The sequence below is a fragment of the Gillisella taibaishanensis genome (assembly GCF_001938985.1).
GTDB classification, from domain to species: Bacteria; Pseudomonadota; Alphaproteobacteria; order Rhizobiales; family Rhizobiaceae; genus Allorhizobium; species Allorhizobium taibaishanense.
Map to the genome: position 1 here is coordinate 68,999 of NZ_MKIN01000026.1, position 20,674 is coordinate 89,672.

The following is a 20,674-nucleotide window of genomic DNA, read 5'->3' on the forward strand; positions in this document are numbered from 1 at the left end:
TACATTTCCGCGCGAGCATATCGCGCGGGAGTGTACTTCGAAACATCACCGATACCTCATAGAAAGATGCAGTTCACTCTGCACTCCGAGAGAATCGTGCGTCTTCACGTAGGTCGTGCAAGGCGCCTCCGCGAGGATCAGCCCAGAAAGGAAAGCAGTATGACCAACTCGAGCCGGGCAACACTTGTCGTTCATGGTCGCCTCGCTATGCGCCAAGCCCGCCTCGCTGCGGCCAGCGGCGCCTGCCACGGCCTTCAGATCATGTCCTTTGAGCAAGCCGCGGTGCGGCTTGCCGGGGGATTTGCACGGCCGATCGACGAAGAGAGCCTGCGCGCGGCGATCCAAGCGGTCCTCCCCAATACGCCCATGGGCGAGCTGGAAAGCATCAAGATGCTGCCCGGCATGACCGGGGCAGCAGCGGACACACTGCACAAGGCTTGGCGCGCCGGCATCGATCTGCCTGCTCGGGCGGGTGAGCATCCGCGACTCGTAGCAATCGCCCGGCTGGAGACCGCTGTCCTGGAGCAACTTCCTGCCGGAATGATGCGCCCGGTCGACATCGTCACGACAGCTCTTAGCCGCATCGCCCATGCATCCGCGATCTTCGGTAAAATCGAGATCGTCGGATTGACAGAGCTTTCTCCGTGTTGGCGTCCGCTGATCAAGCAACTGGCCGAACGCCTTCCCGTTCAGTGGACGGCCGGTCCACGCTCAGTCCCGGCCTGGCTGGCCGATAGCGGCGTCACTGTCGTGCAAAGCAAGGCTGAAGCGCCATCGGTTCGGTCTATCAGTGGTGCGACCGCGTATCACGAAGCCATAGAGGCCATGCGCTGGGCTCGCACCTTGCTCGCGTCGGGCATCTCACCGTCAGAAATCGCAATCGCGACGGCTTCGCCGGCGGATTATGACGACCATTTCCTAGCGCTGCGCGCCGATGCCAACATCGACCTGCATTTCGTCCATGGCATCCGGGCGGTCGCGACACGCGAGGGACAGGCGGCTGCGGCACTAGCCGACATCGTTGTGCGCGGGCTCTCACAATCACGTCTGCGCCGCCTTGCCGCGCTGTGCCGAGAATCAGCGCCATTAGAGACCCTTCCCGACGGCTGGCTAGGCGTTCTGCCGAGCGATGCACCCTTGTCGACGTCTGCCGCCTGGAACCGGCTCCTTTCGCGGCTCACGCCAAAGGACTGGCCCGATGGCAAAGATCACGCACCAACGTTGCGCAAAGCGATTGACCTATTGGCAAAGGGACCGGACGCCGCTCAGGAGATCGGCAATGCCTTCCTTAAAGGTCGGTCGTTGGCCATCTGGCGCAAAGCGCTGCTGGCCGGGCCTGCCGCATCTGTCGATGCCACGCTCGAGGCGTTGAAGCAGGATGACGGGCTCGAGGCTTGCGTTTCGGTTGCCTGGATGCCAGCAAGTGCGCTCGCGGCCTCACCCCGGCGCTTCGTTCGGCTGATCGGTCTCAACTCTTCTCGTTGGCCGCGCGGGATTGCCGAGGACCGGCTGATCCCGGACCACATCATCCCGACCGCCGAGCTCGACCCGCTTCCAGTCAGCCTCGCAGATCGCAGGGACTTCGAAACAATTATCGCGACTACGTCCGGCGAAGTCGTCCTCTCTCGCGCCCGTCGCGACAGCGACGGTCGTCTCCTCGGACGCAGTCCATTGTTCGCTGCTCATGGCGACGAAACGTACCTGCGTCGCAACGCCATCCCCGAGCACGCCTTTAGCGAAACCGATCGATTGATGGCGCGACCGCAGGAATTCGCCGCCAACACCCAAGCGATCACTGCCCGCGATTGCTGGCGCGACTGGCGCGCGCCGGACATCACGCCCCATGACGGCCTCGTGCGGCCTGATCATCCGCTCATTCTCGCAATCCTCGCGCGGACCCAGTCGGCCAGTTCGCTGAAGACGCTGCTGCGCAGCCCGCTCGGTTTCCTTTGGCACTACGCCTTCGGCTGGCGCGCACCGCAGAGCAGCGCCGAGCCTCTAGTGCTCGATGGGCTCGCAGCGGGCGATCTGATCCACCTGGTGTTGGATCGCGCTTTGCGAACCCTCGAAGCGGCTGGCGGTCTGGCCTCCGCAGATGCGTCTGCGATTGAGAAAGCTGTCGCCGCGGCTGCGGATGCGGTCGCAATCGACTGGGAAAGTGAACGCCCGATCCCTCCTAAAGTTATCTGGGGCCGAACACTCGGTGACGTACGCCTTCTGACGGCGCAGGCCCTCGCTTATGGCGACGAGCATCTGCCGGCAAGCCGCTCCTATAGCGAAGTTCCCTTCGGCGGGTCCGAGCCTAAGTCGACGGCGGAGCTTCCCTGGGATGCGAGCTTGCCCGTCGTGATCCCGAACACGGGCTTTGAGATTGCGGGCTATATCGATCGGCTCGACATTGCCGGCGACGGAAGCCGGGCGCTCGTTCGCGATTACAAGACTGGCAAGCCTCCCAAAGGTGAAATCCGACTGAATGGCGGACGCGAGCTCCAACGCTGCCTCTACGCCTTCGCCGTGAAAGCGTTGTTGGGCGACCAGGTCGCGATCAGTGCGTCGTTGCTTTATCCGCGCGAACCGCTCGAAGTTCGGTTGGATGACCCGGAAGCCATGCTGGCTGAAATGACGCAGTATCTGCAGGCTGCTCGGAGCGCGTTTGCAAGTGGCGCCGCGCTGCCCGGTCCGGATACGGGCGGTGACTACGACGACCTCGCATTCGCCCTGCCGGCCAATGCCAACGCAACATACTGCAAACGCAAGCAATCCGCCGCCACGGAGCGGCTTGGCGAAGTCGCTCAGGTGTGGGAGGCCGAATGATGACCATCATGCAAAAAATCCTCAAGGATGACCGTGCCCGGCGCGATGCCATTAGCGGTCACGAGCGCTCCATCCTGGTTGAGGCAGGTGCGGGTTCGGGCAAGACAGCGGTTATGGCCGGGCGCATTGCTGTCATGTTGGCACAGGGTGTTGCACCTCGCGCGATTGCGGCGGTCACCTTCACGGAACTCGCGGCAAGCGAGCTCCTTTCCCGGGTTCGGGAGTTCGTCAGCGATCTTGCGGCGGGCAATATCGCACCAGAACTTCGGGTGGGGCTGCCAAACGGTCTGTCGCAGATGCAGCGTGACAATCTCATCGCCGCCAGCGCCGCGATCGACGACATCACATGTTCGACAATCCATGGGTTCTGTCAGCGTTTGATCAAACCCTATCCGGCAGAAGCAGACATCGATCCGGGCGCCACGGTCATGGACCGGAACCAGGCCGACCTCACCTTTCTCGAAATAGTGGACGGCTGGCTTCGGGAGAGCCTATCCGGCGACCAAGATGGCATCCTCGCCGAAATGGTTCTGCACAGCCCTGGCGAGACCGTGGCCCTGATGCACAGGGTCGCCGAAGCACTCCGCCGGCGCAGGAGCCTCATCACTCCGGCGGTGACACCGCTTGCCATGCATTTGGACGCCTTTCAGCAGGCGGCTGATGATTTCTCCGCCTTCATGCAGGCCGCTAGCGCCTGCGAGCCGGAGACGGAGGTTTATGCGGCACGCTTTTCCGAAATGGCTGCGCGCTTGCCCGCAGCGTCGAACGTGGAAACGCCGGCCGGATTAGTCGGGCTGCTGGTCTCGCGCCCACATCCCGACCTGTGCACCAAGGCTGGGGACTTCTCCTCCTATCGCAAGAAGGGCAAATGGGCGGCGGCGGCAAAACAGGCCGGGCTTTCCAAAGCCGACGCCGACCGGTTGAATGATGCCGCAGAAGGCTTCTTTGACGCCTGCTGCGCTACGTGGACCGCCCTCCTTCAGGCTGCGTCCGGCCAGGTGCTCGCGGCGCTGATCGATGAAGCACGGCCGATGTTGGAGCGGTATCGAGAGCACAAGCGCGCCAGCGCCCAGTTCGATTTCGACGACCTGATCTACGCCGCACGTGATCTGCTGCGCGATCATGAGGCGGTGCGACAGGCGCTCGGGCAACGGTACGCGAAGGTCCTCGTCGACGAGTTCCAGGATACCGATCCGCTTCAGGCGGAAATCTTCTGGCGGCTGTGTGGTGACCCCATGGGGGATCCGCGAGATTGGGTCAGCTTCCGAATCCGGCCCGGCGCGCTCTTCCTCGTCGGAGATCCCAAACAGGCGATCTACCGTTTCCGCGGCGCGGACGTCCGCGCCTACGTCCAGGCGCGGACAGCCTTTTCAGGACAGGATGCGGACGGCCTTGTGTCGATCTCGACCAATTTCCGGTCCTGCGCCTCGATCCTCACCTTCGTCAACGAGCGTTTCGAGGCAATCCTGTCGGCGGACGGACAGCCCGGCTTCACCGCACTCGATCCCTTCCATGACGATCGCGGCGGCGTCTGCGTCGCCGCGCTCGACATCGCTGTCGCCGACGAGAACGGCAAAGCCAGCGCGGAACAGCAACGCGATGCCGAAGCCGATGCGGTCGCTGATCTGTGTGCCCGGTTGATCGGTAGCCATCCCGTTCTGGATCGCAAAGCCGGCGCGGAACGCGCCTGCCAGCCGGGCGACATCGCTCTTCTCGCACCGACCGGCGCAGATTTGTGGCGTTATGAGGAAGCGCTTGAACGGCACGGCATACCGGTGGCAACGCAGGCCGGTAAGGGTCTGTTTCGCCGGCAGGAGGTGCAGGATCTGATCGCACTGACCCGGGTGCTGGCCGATCGCCGTGACACTCTGGCCCTGGGGGCGCTGCTGCGCGGCCCGCTGGTCGGACTCAGCGAAGAACAGTTGCTGGACGTCGTCTGGGCGCTCCCGCGGTCTGACGAGGAACCTAACCGCATCCCTCGCCTCAACCTTGGTGTCGACGCGGCGGCAATCAGTCATCCGCTGGCGCGCGATATAATCGAAAAGCTGCAGGCGCTCCAGCGACGCGGCAACAGCACCACACCGCACGAACTGCTTTCGCAGGCCGTGGATGTCCTGCGCTTGCGTCCCATTCTACTCGACCGCCATCGGGGTCAGGCCGAGCGGGCGCTCGCCAATGTCGACCTCTATCTCAGCCTCTCAAACAGCTATGCGGTGCGCGGCCTCCGCGCCTTCTCCGAGGCGATGACAGCGGCCTGGACCGACGAGGCCCGGGCGGTTGAGGGACGACCCGACGCGCAGGAGGAAGCCGTCGCGCTATTCACCATGCATGCCGCTAAAGGCCTCGAATGGCCGGTAGTAATCCCCATCAACACCATGACCGGCGTGATGGCACCTGACAGCGCGGTGATTGACCGGCAGAATGACACTTTCTATTGCCCTGTTCTCGGTGTCCCGCCCTCTGGTTATGACACGGCGCGGCAAGCCGAGAAGGCCGAGTTGGACCGCGAACGTGTCCGTCTCTGGTATGTCGCTGCGACTCGGGCCCGTGAGCTGCTGATTCTGCCGCGCCTCGACGTAACGCCTTCGAAGTCTGCCTGGATCGGTCTTGTCGATCTATCACTCGCAGGACTCGTCGCGCTGGACACATCGCATTTATCGCCAGATCCGGTGGTGGTGGCCGGCGGCCACGGCAACAGTCAGACGCGGGAGACTTTCGCCGCTGAGGCCGGCGCAATCGCCGATCGGCAGATGCGATTGAAATGGCTTGCTCCGAGCCGGGACGAGAACTCAGCCGGAGCGCTCTTGCAAGAGGAGGACGCCGATATCTGGACCGGCTCGGATGATGATGCGCCGCCTGAGCTCGTCGCTTCCTCCACCGTGCAGGGTGGCCGCGAGCGCGGGCTCGTCCTTCATAAGCTTATGGAAGAAGTCCTGACCGGCGAAACGGACGACTCGCCCGCGGCGCTCTCTGCGCGAGCCGAGGAACTCGTCCGTGCGCTTGGCAGGGTTCCGGTCCCCGACCCGACCGCCGGACTTTCCCCCGAGGAGTTGGCTGGTTGCATCGAACGGACCTTAGGGTTGCCCGAAATCGCAGCCTTACGGCCAGCACTGTCTGCGGAGTTTCCTGTTTATGCGCTTCGCGAGGAAGACGCTGAACTGGTCGCAACGGCGGGCATCGCCGATGCGCTGACGGTTGGTCCTGGGGGTCGGCCAGCGGTGGTCATCGATTGGAAAAGCGATGTGAATTCCGATCCCAGAACACTCGATCATTATCGGGCGCAGGTCCGCGCATATCTCGAAATGACGGGTGCAGAACAGGGACTGATCGTCCTGATGACGAGCGCGACGGTGATCGCGGTCAAGCCAAATGTCCCCTCCCCTCCATCGTAACCGCCGAATCTTCACATAAGCCCGCCGACCTTTCATCAGGCCAGTTCTAAAACCGTGACCACTACCGCGGCAGGAACGAGCCGTCTGTTCCCCTCAGCGCTTTAGACGGAATTTACATGTCCTATCTTGCCTGGATTGATTTCGACCCCGAGGAACGGCGACGCGCTCAAACGCTCATCGATCTCTTCAAACAACCTGAAGCCCGCGATGAATTAGGTTTGGGAACAGTGCGAGATGGCCTTGCCGATCTGCTTTTTCCGGGCACCAGTACGATCCAGACGCGGCTCCGCTATATGCTTTTTATTCCATGGATCTACCGAGAAGCGCAAAGTCGAAAGGCGACGCAAGCGGAGCGGACGAATGTTGCCCGGGACCTGGAATTCCGGTTGAGCGAAGCTCTGCTTCGGGGCGACGAGACGATCGGCGTGATCGGCCGGGATGCGGGCCGAAACCTCAAGCGGCTTGCCTCAAGCGTCTACTGGGCAGGTCTCAACACCCTTGGCATACGCACACTGGCGGGTTCCCAAGCGACCTTCCTGTCCTATGGTCCCGAAAGCCTCAAGGACCACGATCTGAAATTGTGGGCATCAAGCCTGCCCAAAGCGCCCGGAGATTTGTTTGATGAGGCAACATTTGCGCTGACGGTGGAAGAAGCGGATTTCCTGCGAGATCGCATCGCCGGCAATGCAAAGCCAACGCTGCTGAACGAGCTGGCACGCTCGGGTAAGTCTTACACTCAGGATTGGCCATGGCAGGTGAGCGAAAGCAGCATCTCGAAATCAAATCGCGCGATATTGCGACACGCAGAAAGGTTCTCCGGCGTGATGTATGGCGCCAGTCTGTTCTACAATCTTCTACTGGCGCTGCGTGCCGCTACGCGGCCAAATGCCAAAAAACATGCAGATGCTCCAGCCCTCGTGGAGCACTATCGGTCGCGCCTTGAGGACTGGGTGGCGGAGCTCGAGCATCTCAATTTGAACGAGTGGGATCTCGATGATCTTTTTAGCCTGATTGGCAAAACCAGCCATAGTCTGACCAAGTCGTCCCGCGACTTTATCCGCAGCTGGGCATCTATCGCGCGGGACGGCTCAGGCCAGTTGGAGACAGACAGTGCCGCGATCGAGCTTCTAAAGCACCGGGAACATGGCCTGAAGCGGTTGAAGGCGCGTCTGCTGCACGATGCGCCACTTGAGAGATGGTCAGGTGCCTCTGGCGACGCCCGTCTCGATTTCAGATGGGGTATCTCGAGAAGCTATCTTGGGGAGCTCGCCGATGCCGGCTGAACCCGTCTTCAACCCTGAAAATCGCGAACTCTACACATCTCTTATGCGCGCGCCCGATCATTATCGGTTCGACAACGCCGTTGCGACCACCTACTCGCTTGACTTCGAAACAGCCCTTACTATTCCGATCGCCATCGTTTTCCGAGACGCCGAGAACCGTGAAGAAATGTTGCGGAGCCCGCTTGCCCTGCTGCAAAGCGTCGAGCGAATGACCGGCAGGATGGCCATATACTGTGACCGGGGCCGCATCAAGGAAGCGCGCCCTAATGCAGCGCGGCTGATGGCGCTTTACGAGAAGACGATAATCGAGGTTTCGGCTCCAGAGGGGGGTGCATTCCATCCGAAGCTATGGTGCATCCGTTTCCAGCCGGAGCAAGAGGGACAGCCCACGCGAATACGGCTCGCCATTCTGTCACGCAACCTGACCAATGATCGATGCTGGGACCTGGCTCTTTGCCTCGACGGGAAGGTCGGCGACGATGTCAACGATGCGAACGAGCCTGTCGTGCAGCTTGTTCGTGCACTTCCAGGTTTGGCGAATTCTGCCAATCGCCCGCCGGCGCCAAAATTTCTTCCTTCTCTCATGCGGGATCTCGAGCAGTGTATCTGGGATGATCTCCCTGCAGGTGCCACCAAAGTCAGCTTTGCAGTGAATGGTTTGAAACCCGGCGCCTGGTCTCCGCAAAAGGGTGAGCGCCTCGCCGTTCTCTCACCTTTCGTAAGCAGTGCCGCGCTCGCGCACCTGGCCAAAGGCTACGACGACCCGTCAGCGTGTCAACTCGTGGCACGAGCCGAGGAACTGGATTGTATCAAGCCTGACATTCGCGAGCTTTTTGATATACGGACCCTCGATGACCGAGCGACCCGTTACGAGGAAGAAGATCGGGACGACATAGGTTCTGCCGATCTTGAGGGCCTTCATGCCAAAGCCTACGTGGTGGAGCGTGGGTCGCGTCTGCACATTCACCTCGGCTCCGCCAATGCAACGAGCGCTGCACTGGTCCCTGGCCGCAGTGGTCGTACGCAAAACATCGAAATCATGGCGACCCTCGACGGCCCCAAAAGCCGCATGGGTTCAATTGCCGAAACGCTTTTCTCCGACGAATTTCAGCGACTCCTAACCCCTTACGTGCCCTCTGAGCCGCCCGAGCAGGATGCTGCCGCAGCTGCTGAGAAGGTCCTCGAAAATTTGCGCACCAGGATCGCAGCACTGCCGCTTGACCTCTTCTGCACCCAACTTCCCGACGGCGTCGGGCTTGAATTGGCGGTATCCGGCGACGCGGCGCCTATCCAGATACCCGCGGGAGTGAGATGTTTCGTTCGCCCCATTACGGTTGCGAATGAACAGGGGTATGACGCGGCGTCTTTGTTCTCCGGCATGGCGCCGAGAATGGCTGTAAGCACCGTCCCTTTGAGCGACGTCACACGTTGGCTTGGAATGCGGCTCCGCGACGAGGGCACAGGCGTCGAGATTGCGTTTACGTTGGGCGCCAAGCTCATCGGCCTGCCCGATGGCCGGGATGCTGCCGTCCTGCGAGCGCATATTGCCAACGTCGAGAACTTTTTCCGCTATCTGAGCTTGCTACTCGGAAGTTTGGGTGAAGGCAGTTTTCTCGAAAGCGAAACTGCGGGTGAGGGCCAATGGATTCGACGGCTCGGTCAAGGTGGAAACGCGTTGCTTGAGCCGATGGTGCGGGCCCTTGCACTCGATGGCGGTGAACTCGCCGAGATCGATCAACTCATCAAACGCCTTGACGATGGTGGCAAGAGCATTGTCCCAGAGGATTTTCTTCAGTTGTGGGCCAGCTTCGCGCCGATTGTAGCCAGCAAGAGAACCCGAAAATGACCTATCAAGCGGAAGAGCATTTGAAGCTCCTCAAACCTTTTCAGCGGGCCACAGTCAATTATGTGTTTCGGCGTCTGTTCACTGATGCGCTGCCCACGGGGCAGTTTCTCGTCGCCGATGAGGTCGGCCTGGGAAAGACCATGGTGGCGCGGGGTGTCATTGCCAAAGCAATCGAAGAGTTGACCGGCAAGGTCGATCGTATCGACGTCGTCTACATATGCTCTAACCAGGCGATTGCCGAGCAGAACATCAAGTCGCTCAACGTCATTGGCTCGGCGACAAAACCTCTCAATACACGTCTCACTTTGCTGCCGCTCGAAATCGAGCAAGAGGGCGGAATTGCGTCGCAGCCCGTGAATCTTATCAGCCTCACCCCAGGAACAGCACTCGATCTGAAGTCATCATTGGGTACCGCAAAAGAACGGGTCCTGATTTACGAGATGCTGAGAAAGAGGCTCGGTATCCGACACAGCGGCGTGCAGCGTGTCTTCCGCGGAGGCGTTGACAAAGAAAACTGGCCTGGCTGGACCGACTGGATACGCTATCAGAAAATCTCCGAGCAGATTTCGAAGAATTTCAACGCGGCTGTCGGAGACGAATTCGTAGAGCGGATTCGCGCAGCCGCAGAACTGGCGAGGAGCAAGAAAAATCCAAACTATCCCCCCGATCAGCGGCCGCCTGCCATGATTGGGGAATTGCGCCGTGTCCTGGCACGAACCTGTGTCGATGCCCTGACCCCCGATTTGATCATCCTCGACGAATTTCAGCGATTCGCCGATTTGTTGCACGAGCACGATGAGCAGTTGGCTCCCGAAAAAGCAGCGGCGGCGGAGCTCGCGCGTGCGCTCTTTTCCTATTCTGGCGGCGACGGCTCGAAAGCTCGGCTTCTGCTATTGTCAGCAACTCCATACCGCATGCTGACCTTGAATAGCGACGATCCAGAGGACGGTGATCACTACAGTGATTTCCTGCGCACCATGCGTTTCCTCTTTGGCGCAGAAGCGGGTGATGCGCGGATTAAAGAGCTGGAAACAGAGCTTATCAACTTCCGCCGCGCGTTACAGGCAATGCCAGAGACAAGTGTTCAGGCTCGCGTCAGGCGCGATCGCGTTCAACACATTTTGGGGGAAGTCATTGCCCGCACCGAGCGCGTCGATTCCAGCGATGACCGCAATGCGCTTGTCAAGGAGAGCAAGCCGCAGCTGAGGATCGAGACGGATGATCTTAGGGAGGCGAAGGTGATTGCCCAGGTAGCAGCGCTCGTCGGTGCGCCGGGTATAGTTGAGTATTGGAAGTCGGCGCCGTACCTCCTCAATTTCATGCGTGACTACAAGCTCCGGCAGAAGTTACAGGCGGTGAAGCTCCGGCCATCTAGTGAACTCCGCCACGCAATCAAGGCTGCCACTCCGTTCCTCATCAGCAAGGAGCAAGTCGAGGGCTACGAGGAGATTCCGCTGCGCAACGCACGAATGCGCGTTATGGCGGACATGGCCTTCCAGCATGGGCTTGATCGCGCATTGTGGGTTCCTCCATCTCGGCCATCATACGGCGCGCAGATCCCGGCAGCGAAGTCGCTCATATTCTCTGATTGGTCGATGGTGCCTGACGCGATCGCCGCCCTTCTTTCGCATGAAGCAAGTCGCCGCATGGGCATGACGACCGACCTGGTCAGCCGCACCAGCCGCCCGATCGGCATCGAGGAGATGATGCCAATGCTCTGCCCCTCCCCTACCCTGGCGGCGTGGGTCGACCCGCTGGCCTTGGAGCGCCGGTTTGGACGTGCGTCAAGCTATGATGACCTGCACCTCCAGGCCGTCCAAGTACTCACCGAGCGTATCGATAAAAAGCGACTATTACGCCTGGCCGAGAGATCCGATCGCCTCCTGCCGCTCACACTTGAGGAAGGATTGGGGACCGGCGTTGACTGGGGAAGGGTCGGTGCGATTGAGCATGAAGGCCATGATGAACACGGGGCTATGGCGCGCGCCATCGAGGTAATTGGAAACGCACTCGAAGCCGAAGATCATCTTGACGACGGAGACGTCAAGGAAACCTGCGACAAGCTCGCAGAATTTGCCCTTGGGTCCCCAGCGACCTGCGCACTTCGCGCGTTGGGCCGCCTTTGCCCGGAGCTACCTCTGAACGACCCGGCCCTCGTCGGGGCAGCGATGGCGATCGCGCTAGGATTTCGGAGCCTGTACAATCAACCAGAGAGCAGGGCGTTGTTGGCAGAAGCATCGCCCCTGAATTACTGGCGCCAGGTCAACTCGCATGCAGCGAGACACGACTTGGCAGCTGTTTTGGATGAATATCTCCAACTCGTGGTCGATGCTGAGCACGCCGCCGAATTGCACGCGGGACAACGCGCGGCTCTCATCGCCAACAAGGTTGTCGAAGTAGTCGCTTTGAGACCAGCTCAGATAACCCTGGATCACTGGACGGCTGGACGCTCGCGCTTGCACGATAAGACCTTCGAGGTGAGGGCGCGCTTTGCGATGCGCTTTGCGACGAAAGCCGAGGATGAAAAAGGTGTTCGCCGTACGACGCTCGTGCAGGCTGCGTTCAAGTCGCCTTTCCGTCCGTTTGTTCTGGCGTCAACCTCGATCGGCCAGGAGGGCTTGGATTTCCACCCTTATTGTGCCCGGATCGTCCATTGGAATCTGCCCCGTAATCCAGTCGACATTGAGCAGCGCGAAGGCCGGGTTCACCGCTTCAAGAATCACGCGGTCCGCCGCAATATCGCTGCCAAGCTTGGTGAATTTGCGATCTGCGGCGATGCGCGTGTCGCACCATGGGAGAGCATGTTCGAGGCCGCTCGGCAGCATGAAATCGCGCAAGGTCGCCCTGGGGATATCGTGCCCTACTGGCTCTACCCCGGCGACACAAAAATTGAGCGGGTTGTTCTCATCCCCCCGTTTAGCAGAGAGGTTGAGCGCTTCGAGAACCTGAAGAAATCTCTCGCGACGTATCGACTTGCCTTCGGACAGCCCCGTCAAGATGAACTGATCAACCTTTTTTCCGCCTTCGGACCGGACGTCGTCGCGGAGCTCGCTGACCTGCAAATTTCACTCAGGCCGGTGGGTGAAGCAAAGATATCGCCCAGCCCTACGGAAGGATGATCGACCTCGACTAAGATCGCGGTCGATCATAGTGTCACATAAGATTCTGTGATCGGTGAAATAGAAACCTAATCGTGAGCGATCATATGGCGGAATTACTGTCCTTCCGCGGCAGAGGGTGATTTCGCTTCGCCTTCCCAAAGTCTCGGTCACTCGCCATAAACTTCTGGATCATCGGCGCGATTAGTTTCACCGGCTCCGGTGGTGTAGCCTCCCCATTCGCCCTTGCAAGAATAACTGCATAGGCCTGCAAATCCTGAAACACCGCAGCCGGCAGTTCGACGGTGATCTTCACGGGCCTGTCGTCCGGAATAGCGGAAAGCTTCAGCTTGGTCATGTCGGTTCCTTCGCGGCTCGGTAAGGCTGCATAACGAGATCCCGATTGACGATGACACGAACCGGGAATCCCTGCCGAATAGTGAGCGTTGGCTGTATGTTCAGCTGCCGGCCAACGATCTGCTGACCAACGTTGGAAGCCGTCCCTTGCGCGCTTTCCCGTATCGCCTGAGCGATTTCGCTTTCCTCGTCGTCGCTGCCGATCTGCGTGCCGACGCCGAGCAGCGTCGAGAGCGCGGCCGCCTTGAAGAGCAGACCCCAATGGTAATCCACCTCATCCTCGAGGCCGGAGAAGCCCTGCGGATCCGTGCCCTGAAGGCGTTCGAGCACAATGGATGTGCCGTCCGGCATGACGACCCGGTTCCAGACCAGAAGCACGCGCGACTGCCCGAAGGCGACCTGGCTGTCATACTGACCGATCAACCGCGAGCCCTGCGGGATGAGCAGATGCGACCCGGTCGGGCTGTCATAAACGTTCTCCGTCACCTGCGCGGTGATCGAGCCCGGTAGATCGGACTTGATGCCGGTGATCAGGGCGGCGGCGATCACCGACCCAGCCTGCAGCACATAGGGCGAGGCCTTCTCCTCGACGCGATCGGGGCTGACGGTACGCCGGTCTGCCTCGGCGTTGACAAAGGCCAGCTTGCGGTCCTGCATGTTCTGCGCCGCGCCGGCGTCGAGCGACGGCACCGTGTCGGCCTGCGTAAGTGCGTTAGGATCGGCCGTGCTTGTCCGCGTGCTTACGACCTGGTCTGTGCGCTCGGCTCGGCTGTCGGTGAACAGCTTGGCAACACGCGCGGCTTCGATCTCCGCCAGGCGGCGCTGCTCCTCCGGATCGGCACGCGGCGTCTGGATTGTCGGGACGGCGACAGGCTTGCCCTCCTCCTGCGCCTTCAGGATCGGTCGACCGAGATCCCCGGGAAGTGCAGGCCCGAGTTTCGGAATGCCGGTATAGTCCTTCGGTAGGTTGGCGAGGCCGTCCGCCGGCGTGCGGTTGTCGGTATTGTAGAGTTCGGCAGGCGTCTGGGCCCTGCGCCGATTGGTGTCGAGCGCAAAGAACAATGCTGCGGCGATCGCGAGGCCCGAGACACCGCCGAGACCGATCAGCACCTTGCGCGACAGGCGCGTGACGCGTGGCGGTTCCGGCCGCAGCCGGAACTCCGCCTTGAGATCGGAGGGACCGGTCATCGGCTTCTCTCCGACGAGAACAGCGCCGTGCGGTTGGCGACGCGTCGGCCATCGGTGCGCACGATGCGCACGCGGCGCTGGCTGTCCTTGTCACCGAGCCGGAGTTCCGCGGCAGCAAACAGCCGGTCGACGACATAGTAGTTCTGCTGGGCGCGGTAGTTCACGAGCTCCGAATTGCCCGACGCGCCGATGACGAAGAGCGGCGGCATTTCGCCCTGGGCGATGCCGGAGGTGAACTCGATATAGACCTTAGTGCCATCGTCGAAGGCGCGCAAGGGTCGCCAGGGCGCGCTGTCACCCTCGATCCGGTAGCGGAAGTTCAGGCTCTGCAGATCGACACCGCTCGCCACAGCCTGTGTTTCAGCGGCCCTGGTGTTCTGGCGCCGTAGCGCGATCAGCTGGTCGGCCGGATATTGCCAGGAGACCGAGGCCATGTATGTCTTTTCCGTCGAGCGCAGTTCGAGATGATAGGTGCGAAGATTGGTGTTGATCACGAGATTGGTTTGCAGCTCGGAGCGCGTTGGCTTGACGAGGATATGCATCTGTTTTGCTGCGCCCGTGCCGCTCTCGGTATCACCGACGATCCAGCGCACGGTGTCGCCGGCTGCAACCGGGCCTGAGCCAACCAGCTGCTCGCCCGGCTGCAGCGCGATGTCGGTCACCTGCCCGGGTGCTGCATAGACCTGGTAGAGGGCGCCGATGGCGAAGGGATACACCTGGACGGCATTGATGAAGCCGTCGCGGACCGGCTGCATGCGAGCCGCCTCATTGGCGGCGGCAATCCGCGCCTTCGGATCGGAGCTGTCGGGCTTCTTCTTGCCCTCGTCGATCGGCTTCAACTGGCCGGGCAGCGGAAGCGGCTTCGATACCTCGACCACTTTTACCGGCCCGACTGGATCAGCAAGCTTCACCGCGGGTGCCGCATCGTCATAGTCGATTTCCGGCGGGATGTACTTCTTGGCGCAGCCAGCCAGCGCTGTCGCTGTCAGCAGTGCCGTTGCGAGCACGGTGGCTCTGCCCGATCGGATCCTGTTCATGGCTTTTCCTGCCCCCTTCATTGCGAAAGCTCCTTCGACCAGTTGATGGCGTTGACAAAGACCCCGAGCGGATTGGCGCGCAGCTTGTCGGCGTTGCGCGGCTGCTCGATCACGACGGTGAGGATGGCCGTCCACCGCTCGGTGGATGAGAGTTGCCCGTCCTCGTAGCGGTGCTCCGACCAGGCGACGCGGAAGCTCTCGGGCGAGGCGCGGATGACGGATGAGACGTCGACCGCCACCTGCACCTTGCCGACCTTGGTGAAGGGATCATTGGCGCGGGCGTAGTCGTTGAGCGCCACCGCGCCACGGTTGGTCGTGAACTCGTAGGCGCTCAGCCAGTTCTGGCGGACGATCACCGCGTCGGCCGGGATAGAGCGAACGTTTTCAACGAAGCGGGCAAGATGCCAGGCGACCTGTGGGTCGGTCGGCCTGTAGTCGGCGGTCGCCGGCGCGATAGCCTGGGCTTCGCCGATCTTGTCGATCTGAACCACCCACGGCACCACCGTGCCTTGCGTCGACTGCCAGATGAGGGCGGAGGCAAAGCCGCCGGCCAGTATGAGCGAGCCGAAGGCCATCAGCCGCCAGTTCCTCGCCTGCACACGGGCGGAGCCGATCCGCTCGTCCCAGGCCTGAGCAGCTTTCTGGTAAGGGGTTTCAGGCTCAGGCGTTCGGGCATAGCGCACCGAGGCGCGTTTGAAAGGGTTCATCTGCGGTCATCCTGATTGAGGGAAACGGACATGGAACCGCCGCCGTGATCGCCGGAGCGGACGGAATGAGCGGCGGTGCTGACACCGTGCTGGAAGGCGGTCTTACGCTGCATGCGCTCAGCCCATGGCGGCGGCGAAGAAGCTTGCGCGGCTCCGCCAGAGGTCTCGCTAGGCGTGCCGGACGCACCGGCGCCGACATCGTTCCCGCCGCCTGTGGCCTTCCAGCCAGCAGACTGCCCTGTTGCGTAACTGGAGTGCAGCCCCTCGCCCGAAAGGCCAGCAGCTTCCTTCGCCTTGCTCATTACAAAACCGGCGCCAGCTTTGGCCATGCCGGCGAGACCCGCGGCGGCGCGCCCAGCACTACCTGCGTCGGAGGAGGCACTGGCAAGCCCATAGGCGGTGCTGGCGCCACCTGCGACAGCCGCCCCTCCCCGCATCGCTCCGCCGATAGCGCCGGCAGCCGCGCCCATTCCAGCACGGGCGCCGACATAGCCGGCAGCACCGAGGCCCGCGGCAGCAAGCCCCGTTCCGACGGCAGCGCCGGCGCCAAGCTGCGGTGCGCCCGACACAAGGCCCGTGGCGATTCCGGGTCCGAAGATCGAAAGCCCCATCAGCGCAAGCGCGCCCAGAACGAGCGACAGCGCCTCCGAGATAGTAGGCTGCTCGGAAAAGCCGGCAGTGAACTCGCCGAAGAGACCTGACCCGATACCGACGATCACGGCAAGCACCAGGATCTTCACGCCTGAGGCGACGATATTGCCGAGCACCTTTTCGGCTAGGAAGGCGGTCTTGTTGAAGAAGGCAAACGGGATCAGGACGAAGCCGGCCAGCGTCGTCAGCTTGAACTCAATCAGGGACACGAAGATCTGGATCGCGAGGATGAAGAAGGCGACCAGCACGATCACCCAGGCGGTCATTAGCACGAAGATCTGCACGAAATTCTCGAAGAAGCTGACATAGCCCATCAGGTCGCCGGCGGCCTGCAGGATCGGATTGCCGGCGTCGATACCGACCTGAGCAACACGACCGGGCTGCAAAAGCTCGGTGCTCGACAGCGAGGATCCCGCTGCCTTCAGACCAAGACCGGAGAAACTCTCGAAGACGATGCGGGCGAGATTGTTGAAGTTGCCGACGATGAAGGCGAAGAAGCCGATGTAGAGGGTCTTCTTGATCAGGCGCTGGATGACGTCCTCATCCGCGCCCCAGGCCCAGAAGAGACCAGCCAGCACGACATCGATCGCAATCAGCGTCGAGGACAAGAACGCCACCTCGCTACCGAGCAGACCGAAGCCGGAATCGATATAGGAGGTGAAGGTTTCCAGGAAACGATCGATGATGCCGGTATTGTTCATGGCTTCACCGTGGCATCGGCGCCAGATGCCGGCGTGGTCGGGCGACCGGATACCGAAGGCTTCAGGAACCGCCGGCGGTTCTCCATCCAGGCCTTCAGGCAGTCCTTGTCTCTTAGCGCCTCGGCGCCGAGATCACGGCAGCGGAGCAATTCCTTTCGTGCCCCATCAGTCTCAGGATCGCCGCCCGGATCAAGGGACCGGAAGATGGGGGCTTCTTCTGGTCCCTGTCGCTGGCTGAATGCCATGAGCGTCGCGGTCAGTCCTGCTCCAATGGCAAGCACAGAGGTCATCCGGGCGGCGATCTTGAAGTCCATGGGTCCAAAGCTCCTACTGGTGGAACATGCGGACGCTGGACGGACTGTAGGCCGTACCGGTCATGAAACGGCTGAACTGTTCGCGCGCCTGCTCCTGGGCGGCGGCTTGGCGCGCCCACTCGAGCGCTTCCGCCCGTCCCTGAGCGGCTAGCATGGCAGTGAGATCCGACATCTGCTTCGCCTGCACCGCGAGCAGCTGGTTGCCGGCCTGGGCGGCCTGCAGGACACCGACGGCCGACTGGCTGGCGCTGACGAGGGTGGAGGTTTGCGCCTGGGTGCTCGCAATACCATCAACCGCGACCGCGCCGGTCTTCAGCGAATCCTCGAAGGCCGAGACCGACTGCCGCCAGCGTTCACGTGCCGACGTCACAAGCTGATCGTTACTCTTTCCGGCGGCAAAGGTCTCGTAGGTGGAGCTGAACTGCTGGTCGATGGCCTGGACATTGTAAGCAAGCTGCTCGGCCTGATCGAGCAGGCTCTTCATCTCGGAGAAGTTCCCCTCGATATCGGAGAGCATCGACGTCGGCAGACTGGTGAGATTGCGCGCCTGATTGATCAGCATTTGCGCTTCGTTCTGAAGCGAGGTGATCTGGTTGTTGATCTGCTCCAGCGCGCGGGCGGCGGACAGCAGGTTTTCGGTATAGTTCTTCGGGTCAAAGACGATCAGCGCATGGGCCGGCTGCGGCACAAGCGTGACGGCGATCGGCAATAGCGTGGCGGCGCTGAGCGCGAGTGCGATTGCACGGCCGGAATGGCCGGGGCGGAAAACGAAACGGGTCATGGTGTGATCTCCTCTTCGAGTGATGGGGAATTGGAATTGTGGTCGCTGGCTCCGCCGGGCGTAGCTTCAGTGAGGTTGGCGAGGACCGGAATGAGGTCGGCGGCCCAGCGGAGACCGCGGGCGACAAGCCACGACTCCAGGAAGCGGGGACGTTCGCCGTCTTCGACCAGGTCATTCATCGCCGCATGGGCGGCCTTGTCGGAGGAAGCGCAGAGCGCGAGCGCCACCTCGCCTAAGCCCAGTTCGAAGAGCCGGTTGCCGCGCCTAGACTGGCAGTAATAGTCGCGCTTTGGCGTCGCACGGGCGACGATCTCAATCTGCCGATCGTTGAGGCCGAACTGCCGGTAGACGCTGGCGATCTGCGGCTCGACGGCGCGTTCATTGGCGAGGAAGATCCGGGTCGGGCAGCTTTCGACGAGCACCGGTGCGATCGGCGAAGCCTCGATGTCTGCAAGCGACTGGGAAGAGAAGACGACACTGACATTCTTCTTGCGCAGGGTCTTCAGCCATTCCTTGATTTTCTGGGCGAATCCGCCGTCATCCAACGCCCGCCAGCCCTCGTCGATGATCAGCAGCGAGGGCCGGCCGTCGAAGCGCGCCTCGATCCGGTGGAAGAGATAAGCGAGCACGGCAGGCGCGGCCCCGGTTCCGATAAGACCTTCCGTTTCGAAAGCCTGGACCGAGGCATCTCCCAACCATTCCAGTTCCGCATCGAGCAGACGACCGTATGAGCCGCCAATGCAATACGGCCGAAGCGCCTGCTTCAGGGCGGTTGACTGCAGAAGGACCGTCAGGCCGGTGATCGTCCGTTCCGGGACCGGCGCGGACGCAAGCGATGTCAGCGCCGTCCAAATATGCTCCTTGACACCAGGCGTTATCTCCACCCCTTCGCGGGTGAGAATGTCCACGAGCCAATCGGCCGCCCAGGCACGTTCCGGCGTGTCGTGGACGCCAGCAAGTGGCTGCAGCGCGACCATGTTCAGGAAGGATGTTGCGTCCGAGATCGAGCCACCGAGATCCTGCCAGTCGCCGCCCATGGCAAGGGTCGCCGCACGGATTGAACCGCCGAAGTCGAAAGCGAAAACCTGGGAGCGCTCATAGCGCCGGAACTGCAGCGCCATCAGAGCCAGCAGCACCGATTTGCCCGCCCCTGTTGGACCGACGACAATGGTATGGCCGACATCGCCAACATGCAGCGAAAAGCGAAACGGGGTCGCGCCCTCTGTCCTCGCATAGAAGAGCGGCGGCGCGTTGAGATGCTCATCCCGCTCAGGGCCTGCCCAGACCGCCGAGATCGGGATCATGTGGGCGAGGTTCAGGGTCGAGATTGGGGGCTGGCGGACATTGGCATAGACATGGCCGGGAAGGCTGCTGAGCCAGGCCTCGATCGCATTGACCGTTTCCGCGATGCAGGTGAAGTCGTGGCTCTGGATGATCTTCTCGACGAGCCGGAGCTTTTCCTCGGCAATGCTGGGATCGGCATCCCAGACGGTCACGGTTGCCGTCACATAGGCCTCGCCGATCTGATCGGAACCGAGGTCCTGGAGTGCGGCATCGGCCTCGGTCGCCTTGTTGGCGGCATCGGAATCGACCAGCACCGACTGTTCATTGGTCAGCACTTCTTTCAGGATTGCCGCGATCGACTTGCGCTTGGCAAACCACTGCCGCCGGATTTTTGTGACGAGGCGCGTCGCGTCGGTCTTGTCCAGCATGATGGCCCGAGTGGACCAACGATAGGAAAAGGCAAGTCGGTTGACGTCATCGAGGATGCCGGGAAAGGTGACCGTCGGAAAGCCGATGACCGTCAGCGTGCGCAGATGGAAATTCCCGAGCCGCGGCTCCAGTCCGCCTGCAAGCGGCTGGTCGGCGAGAAGTGCATCAAGATGCATCGGCGTCTCTGGAACCCGGACGCGCTGGCGTGTCACCGAGACGGTGGAATGCAGATAGGTGAGTGTGTCTGCGTCATCGAGCCATGCGGCTTCCGGAACGAACCCTTCGAAGAGATGCAGCACACGGTCGGTGCGATCGATGAAGCCCTTCAGAATCTCCCATGGATTGATGCCGGACTGCTCGCGCCCCTCGTAAAGCAAGCCTTCCATGCGCGAGGCCTCCTCGGCCGGCGGCAGCCAGACGAAGGTGAGACAATAGCTGCTCTCGAACAGGAGGCCGCTTTCCTCGAACTGCTCACGGCGTTCGACATCAACAAGCGCAGACGCGGTATCCGAAAACGCGCTAGCCGGATAATCATTGGCGGGATTGCGCTGTGCTTCCACAAAGACGGCCCAGCCGGAGCCAAGGCGCCGTAGTGCATTGTTGAGGCGCGCGGTGACTGCCACGAGTTCGGCCGGCGTGGCGCTGTCGAGGTCCGGCCCGCGAAACCGCGCCGTCCGCTGGAACGACCCGTCCTTGTTGAGAACGACGCCGGGTGCCACGAGCGCTGCCCAGGGCAGGAAATCGGCGAGGCCGGTATTCTTCTTCCGGTATTCGGCAAGGTTCAACATGATC

Annotated in this window: 13 protein-coding genes; 5 read left to right on the forward strand and 8 right to left on the reverse strand. The window is 61.7% G+C overall.

Features of this window, described 5'->3' with window-relative positions; translation table 11 throughout:
- Nucleotides 1-159: 159 nt before the first annotated feature.
- The 5 genes from BJF91_RS21100 (at nucleotide 160) to BJF91_RS21120 (ending at nucleotide 12,454) form a co-directional block, all read left to right on the forward strand.
- On the forward strand, nucleotides 160-2,814 hold the full coding sequence (locus BJF91_RS21100) for a PD-(D/E)XK nuclease family protein (protein WP_075616522.1): 2,655 nt from the start codon (nucleotides 160-162) through the stop codon (nucleotides 2,812-2,814).
- Nucleotides 2,814-6,206, forward strand: a complete 3,393-nt coding sequence (locus tag BJF91_RS21105; RefSeq protein ID WP_075616580.1) for a UvrD-helicase domain-containing protein — start codon at nucleotides 2,814-2,816, stop codon at nucleotides 6,204-6,206. The genes BJF91_RS21100 and BJF91_RS21105 overlap by 1 nt, the downstream gene beginning before the upstream one ends.
- A 116-nt stretch (nucleotides 6,207-6,322) precedes the next feature.
- A complete protein-coding gene (locus BJF91_RS21110; RefSeq protein WP_075616523.1) occupies nucleotides 6,323-7,489 on the forward strand; it encodes a DUF6361 family protein in 1,167 nt (388 codons plus the stop codon).
- Entirely contained in the window at nucleotides 7,479-9,335 is a 1,857-nt protein-coding gene (locus tag BJF91_RS21115) for a phospholipase D family protein (RefSeq protein WP_075616524.1), read from the forward strand. The genes BJF91_RS21110 and BJF91_RS21115 overlap by 11 nt, the downstream gene beginning before the upstream one ends.
- Nucleotides 9,332-12,454, forward strand: a complete 3,123-nt coding sequence (locus BJF91_RS21120) for a helicase-related protein (RefSeq protein ID WP_075616525.1) — start codon at nucleotides 9,332-9,334, stop codon at nucleotides 12,452-12,454. Before BJF91_RS21115 ends, BJF91_RS21120 begins: the two co-directional genes overlap by 4 nt.
- A gap of 82 nt (nucleotides 12,455-12,536) precedes the next feature.
- On the opposite strand, the gene BJF91_RS21125 is transcribed toward BJF91_RS21120, so the two are convergent.
- Genes BJF91_RS21125 through trbE form a run of 8 tightly spaced genes read right to left on the reverse strand, consistent with a single transcriptional unit; the run spans nucleotide 12,537 to nucleotide 20,670 of the window.
- On the reverse strand, nucleotides 12,537-12,791 hold the full coding sequence (locus BJF91_RS21125; RefSeq protein WP_075616526.1) for a DUF2274 domain-containing protein: 255 nt from the start codon (nucleotides 12,789-12,791) through the stop codon (nucleotides 12,537-12,539).
- Nucleotides 12,788-13,978 carry a TrbI/VirB10 family protein gene (locus tag BJF91_RS21130; protein WP_075616527.1) on the reverse strand — a complete coding sequence of 397 codons (1,191 nt, stop codon included), beginning with the start codon at nucleotides 13,976-13,978 and terminating at the stop codon, nucleotides 12,788-12,790. Before BJF91_RS21130 ends, BJF91_RS21125 begins: the two co-directional genes overlap by 4 nt.
- Nucleotides 13,975-15,015, reverse strand: a complete 1,041-nt coding sequence (trbG, locus tag BJF91_RS21135) for a P-type conjugative transfer protein TrbG (RefSeq protein ID WP_139310807.1) — start codon at nucleotides 15,013-15,015, stop codon at nucleotides 13,975-13,977. The genes BJF91_RS21130 and trbG overlap by 4 nt, the downstream gene beginning before the upstream one ends.
- Nucleotides 15,016-15,032: 17 nt before the next feature.
- Complete coding sequence (gene trbF / locus BJF91_RS21140) at nucleotides 15,033-15,722, reverse strand: conjugal transfer protein TrbF (RefSeq protein ID WP_075616529.1); 690 nt, start codon at nucleotides 15,720-15,722, stop codon at nucleotides 15,033-15,035.
- Nucleotides 15,719-17,074, reverse strand: coding sequence for a P-type conjugative transfer protein TrbL (gene trbL, locus BJF91_RS21145; protein ID WP_075616530.1), 1,356 nt, complete (start codon nucleotides 17,072-17,074; stop codon nucleotides 15,719-15,721). Before trbL ends, trbF begins: the two co-directional genes overlap by 4 nt.
- A complete protein-coding gene (gene trbK-alt, locus BJF91_RS21150; protein ID WP_075616531.1) occupies nucleotides 17,071-17,388 on the reverse strand; it encodes a putative entry exclusion protein TrbK-alt in 318 nt (105 codons plus the stop codon). The genes trbL and trbK-alt overlap by 4 nt, the downstream gene beginning before the upstream one ends.
- A 13-nt stretch (nucleotides 17,389-17,401) precedes the next feature.
- Entirely contained in the window at nucleotides 17,402-18,169 is a 768-nt protein-coding gene (trbJ, locus tag BJF91_RS21155) for a P-type conjugative transfer protein TrbJ (RefSeq protein ID WP_075616532.1), read from the reverse strand.
- Entirely contained in the window at nucleotides 18,166-20,670 is a 2,505-nt protein-coding gene (trbE, locus tag BJF91_RS21160; protein WP_075616533.1) for a conjugal transfer protein TrbE, read from the reverse strand. Before trbE ends, trbJ begins: the two co-directional genes overlap by 4 nt.
- Between the last annotated feature and the right edge of the window lie 4 nt (nucleotides 20,671-20,674).

Coding starts and splice junctions, on each gene's coding strand:
- BJF91_RS21120 (WP_075616525.1), top strand. CDS start 9,332: ATGACCTATCAAGCGGAAGAGCATTTGAAGCTCCTCAAACCTTTTCAG.
- trbF (WP_075616529.1), bottom strand. CDS start 15,722: ATGAACCCTTTCAAACGCGCCTCGGTGCGCTATGCCCGAACGCCTGAG.
- BJF91_RS21125 (WP_075616526.1), bottom strand. CDS start 12,791: ATGACCAAGCTGAAGCTTTCCGCTATTCCGGACGACAGGCCCGTGAAG.
- trbK-alt (WP_075616531.1), bottom strand. CDS start 17,388: ATGGACTTCAAGATCGCCGCCCGGATGACCTCTGTGCTTGCCATTGGA.
- trbG (WP_139310807.1), bottom strand. CDS start 15,015: ATGAACAGGATCCGATCGGGCAGAGCCACCGTGCTCGCAACGGCACTG.
- BJF91_RS21115 (WP_075616524.1), top strand. CDS start 7,479: ATGCCGGCTGAACCCGTCTTCAACCCTGAAAATCGCGAACTCTACACA.
- BJF91_RS21110 (WP_075616523.1), top strand. CDS start 6,323: ATGTCCTATCTTGCCTGGATTGATTTCGACCCCGAGGAACGGCGACGC.
- trbE (WP_075616533.1), bottom strand. CDS start 20,670: ATGTTGAACCTTGCCGAATACCGGAAGAAGAATACCGGCCTCGCCGAT.
- BJF91_RS21100 (WP_075616522.1), top strand. CDS start 160: ATGACCAACTCGAGCCGGGCAACACTTGTCGTTCATGGTCGCCTCGCT.
- BJF91_RS21105 (WP_075616580.1), top strand. CDS start 2,814: ATGACCATCATGCAAAAAATCCTCAAGGATGACCGTGCCCGGCGCGAT.
- trbJ (WP_075616532.1), bottom strand. CDS start 18,169: ATGACCCGTTTCGTTTTCCGCCCCGGCCATTCCGGCCGTGCAATCGCA.
- BJF91_RS21130 (WP_075616527.1), bottom strand. CDS start 13,978: ATGACCGGTCCCTCCGATCTCAAGGCGGAGTTCCGGCTGCGGCCGGAA.
- trbL (WP_075616530.1), bottom strand. CDS start 17,074: ATGAACAATACCGGCATCATCGATCGTTTCCTGGAAACCTTCACCTCC.